This window comes from Flavobacterium sp. (assembly GCF_043780635.1).
GTDB lineage: Bacteria > Bacteroidota > Bacteroidia > Flavobacteriales > Flavobacteriaceae > Flavobacterium.
The window spans coordinates 1-3894 of sequence record NZ_JAYWCK010000163.1 but is presented as its reverse complement, the minus strand read 5'-3'; the positions used below and the strand labels follow the sequence as shown (position 1 = coordinate 3894).

General features: G+C 35.3%; 2 protein-coding genes. Both read left to right on the top strand.

Annotation, left to right across the window (positions count from 1 at the left end; translation table 11 throughout):
- Positions 1-130 precede the first annotated feature (130 nt).
- Positions 131-1198 carry a hypothetical protein gene (locus ACH2BV_RS14840; RefSeq protein ID WP_395051562.1) on the top strand — a complete coding sequence of 356 codons (1068 nt, stop codon included), beginning with the start codon at positions 131-133 and terminating at the stop codon, positions 1196-1198.
- 137 nt (positions 1199-1335) lie between these two features.
- A partial coding sequence (locus ACH2BV_RS14835) for a family 78 glycoside hydrolase catalytic domain (protein WP_395051561.1) occupies positions 1336-3894 on the top strand: 2559 nt, incomplete at its 3' end.

The following is a 3894-nucleotide window of genomic DNA, read 5'->3' as shown; positions in this document are numbered from 1 at the left end:
TACCCCACTCTGTCTTTTTTTGCTAAAAATTAAAATAATACAATTTGAGTCAAGTTATCTTAAAATAATTATACTTTAAACCCGTAATTCGCATAAGTTGAATATTAGTATAAAAGTCAGACTATATACAATGTATAGTCTGACTTTTCTTGTGGTAGGAATGTTAAATTCTTGTGAAAACCATCAAAACAAAATTGAGTTAGTATGGAAAAATAAGCGTGCCACCGGAATACAGATACCCAAACACCTATTAAAAGACTTTTCGATAACTGAACCAAATTCTTCCTTAAAAATAGTATTGCTGAAGGCTACAAATCAAGGTATTTTAGGCAATTTTGTTTCAGCCAATACTTCACTAATATTTGAGCCGCTTATCCCTCTAACACCTGGACTCACTTATCATATTTTGCAAAATAATGCACCAATAGGTGAAATAACCGTTCCATTTGATGAAAGCGAACAAGCACCTGCGTTAATTTCTATTTATCCTGAAACAGATACTTTACCTGAGAATACACTAAAATTTTATTTTAGGTTTTCAAAACCGATGCGTACTGGTCAGTCTCTACAATTTATCTGTTTATTAGATAAAAACAAAGATACTTTACGTAATATATTCCTCAATTTGCAACCTGAATTGTGGGATTCGAGTACCACAGTTTATACTCTATGGCTTGACCCTGGACGTATAAAGCGAGGATTGGTACTTAATAAAGAACTTGGCAACCCACTTAAAATAAAAGAAAAGTATCAGTTGGTTGTTTCTCAACAATGGAGAGATAACCGTGGTTTAAAACTCGCAAAACAATACACAAAAGAGTTTTTAGTTGGAGAATGGGATAACAAAGTTCCTGATATTTCACAATGGCAATTGTACCTCCCAAAAGCAGGTGCCTCAACACAACTCATCATTAATACACATCAGGCTTTAGACCATTATTTATTACAGGAATCAATCAGCATTATTGACAAAAATGGAATGCCTGTAAAGGGAAGCATAAGTATTAGTGCCAAAGATAAACTATGGCATTTCTTACCATCAGAATCTTGGAAAGCAGAGAACTATAAGTTACGGGTGAACGCCCTACTTGAGGACTTAGCTGGAAATAATCTAAACCGTGTTTTCGACCGAGATATTACCAAAGAAAAGAAAAAAAACAATGCTTATTATGAACTCTCATTTGATTTGAAACCTTAATTAGCAATAGGGGTCATACATTTGAAAACTAAATTCACTACCAATGTTCAAAAAGTCAGGTAAGTACATAATGGCTTAAAAACAAACATTTGATAGATTGCGAAGTATATTTAACCAATTCTATAAACCCTAATACAATGTTTAAACAAAAAGCAAATTGGCTTACATTTTTGCTAATTATCTCGATTTTAGGAAATGTTTTTGCCAATGTTTCTATCGACAACTTAAAGGTTGATTATCAAGAAAAACCGCTCGGAATTGATATTGAAAATCCTCATTTTTCATGGCAAATGAAGGCTTTGGACGCTAAAAGAGGTTATTCTCAAAATGCCTATCAGATTGTAGTTATTGACTCAAAAAATCTAATCGTTTGGGACTCTAAAAAAGTTAATTCTGACATTTCGCACGGCATTGAATATGCTGGAACATCGCTGAAAGCAACTACTCGCTATACTTGGAAACTAAGCGTTTGGGACAATACAAATAAAATTTCAAGCAATAGTTCATGGTTTGAAACGGGTTTGATGAATCCCGCTATTTCGGCTTGGTCAGGAGCAAGTTGGATTGGCGGAGGCAACGAAGATTTGGTGCTTTATTCGCATTATTTGTCAGTTTATAAATTCCAATACGCTGTTCAGCTTGATAAAGCTTCCAATTCAACTAAAGCAGCTTTTGTTTTTGGAGGAAATGATGCTCGTTTGATGGACAAAGATTTAAATTTGATGGCAATGGAAAATATTCCTAATCGAAGTTATATCTCTTTTGAATTTGATGTTACAAATGTTTCGGAATCAGCAGATGGACTGGCAAAATTGAATATCTTCAGAGTGGGTTACACTAAAAATGATTCGAAAGAAACCCCAATAAAGAGCATCGAAATTCCGCAAACGATTATCAATCAAGCAAATAAATATGAAAAACATAAGATTTTTGTAGAATGTAATTTTGGTTTATTTGAAATATTTATTGACGGAAATAAAGCAGAAAACAAACTAAAAGAAAAAGTAGAAGGAGTTGCTTCGCCGTTTGCTGCACGTGGTTTTAATCTAAATCCTGTGGGAAGTGGTAATAATTTTATCAGTTTTCCGATGTTGGCAGATATTGGTTTTCAAACTAATGATAAGCAAGTAGCACGTTTTTCAGAAGTAGAAATCAAAAATTTCCGTTTTCCATCAAACACTTTATTTACAGAAAAGCTTGATAATCAACCTTATAATGGTGTTTTCAAGTCAAATAATTTAAGTGTTGAAAATGGCAATTATGTAATCAAAGGTGGTGCTTTAATTTTAGCTAATCCAAGCAAAAATGCCGCTCCGATGCTCCGAACCACATTTTCTACGCAAGCAAAGGTTATCAAAACGGCTCGCTTGTATGTAACCGCTCGAGGTATTTATGAGTTTTATATGAATGGCAAACGAGTAAGCAACGACTACTTTAACCCAGGTTTGACTCAATACAACAAAAATCACATGTATCAAACGTATGATGTGAAAGACGCGTTGAAACAAGGCGAGAAAAATGCCATTGGTGCATGGTTGAGTGAAGGTTGGTGGAGTGGAAATATTACTTTTAGTGGCGATAGTTGGAATTACTTTGGAGATAGACAATCGCTTTTGAGTAAATTGGTTATTACCTATTCAGATGATTCGGAGCAGATAATCACCTCAAATCCAAGCGATTGGAAGTTTTTCAATGACGGCCCTATTCGTTATGGCAGTTATTTTCAAGGAGAAGTTTATGATGCAAATAAAGAGGTTTTGATAAAAGATTGGTCAACCGCCGCTTACGATGCAAGTGCTTGGAAAGCTACCGTTGAAGTTCCATTAGAAGGTACTGCTTATCAAGGTACTTTTACTGATGGTCGTGGGCAAAAGTCAACTTTTGATTATAAAGACTTTAAAATTATTGGTCAAATGGGCGATAATGCCACCATCGTAAAAACAATGATTGCTCAGAAAGTTGAGGAAGTTCGTCCGAAAGTTTTTGTGTATGACATGGCTCAAAATATGGTGGGAGTTCCACAAGTTTTGATTAAAAATGGTAAAAAAGGTCAAGTAATTACGATGCGTTATGCCGAAGTAAAATACCCAAATTTGAAAGAATATGGTGAAAATGTAGGCATGGTGATGATGGAAAATATCAGAGCCGCACTTACCCAAGATATATATATTCTGAAAGGAGGCGATGAAACCATTCAACCAAGATTTACTTTTCATGGTTATCGTTATCTCGAAATTACTGGAATAGACCAAGCCATTCCTGTAACTGATGTTAAAGGCTTGGTAATCAGTTCGGTAAATGAATTGAGTTCGGCTTATGAAACATCAAACGAATTAGTAAATAAACTTTGGAAAAACATTACATGGTCGCTTCGCAGTAATTTTCTTTCCATTCCAACCGATACACCTGCCCGTAATGAACGCATGGGTTGGAGTGGCGATATTTCGGTTTTCTCAAAATCTGCAACGTATTTAACAAATTCAGATTTATTTCTCAGAAGACACCTTTTGGGTATGCGTGATGTGCAAGCAGAAAGCGGTAGATTTACTGATGTAGCTCCAATGGGTGGCGGTTTTGGTGGCACGCTTTGGGGAAGTGCAGGAATCGTAGTAGCGTGGGAAACTTACCAACAATATGGCGATGTACAGCTTTTGAAAGAACATTACGATGCTATGAAACGCTACATTGCATTTTTA

What these genes read in the sequence shown, in the direction of transcription:
- ACH2BV_RS14840 (WP_395051562.1), top strand. Translation starts at nt 131, where the DNA reads ATGTATAGTCTGACTTTTCTTGTGGTAGGAATGTTAAATTCTTGTGAA.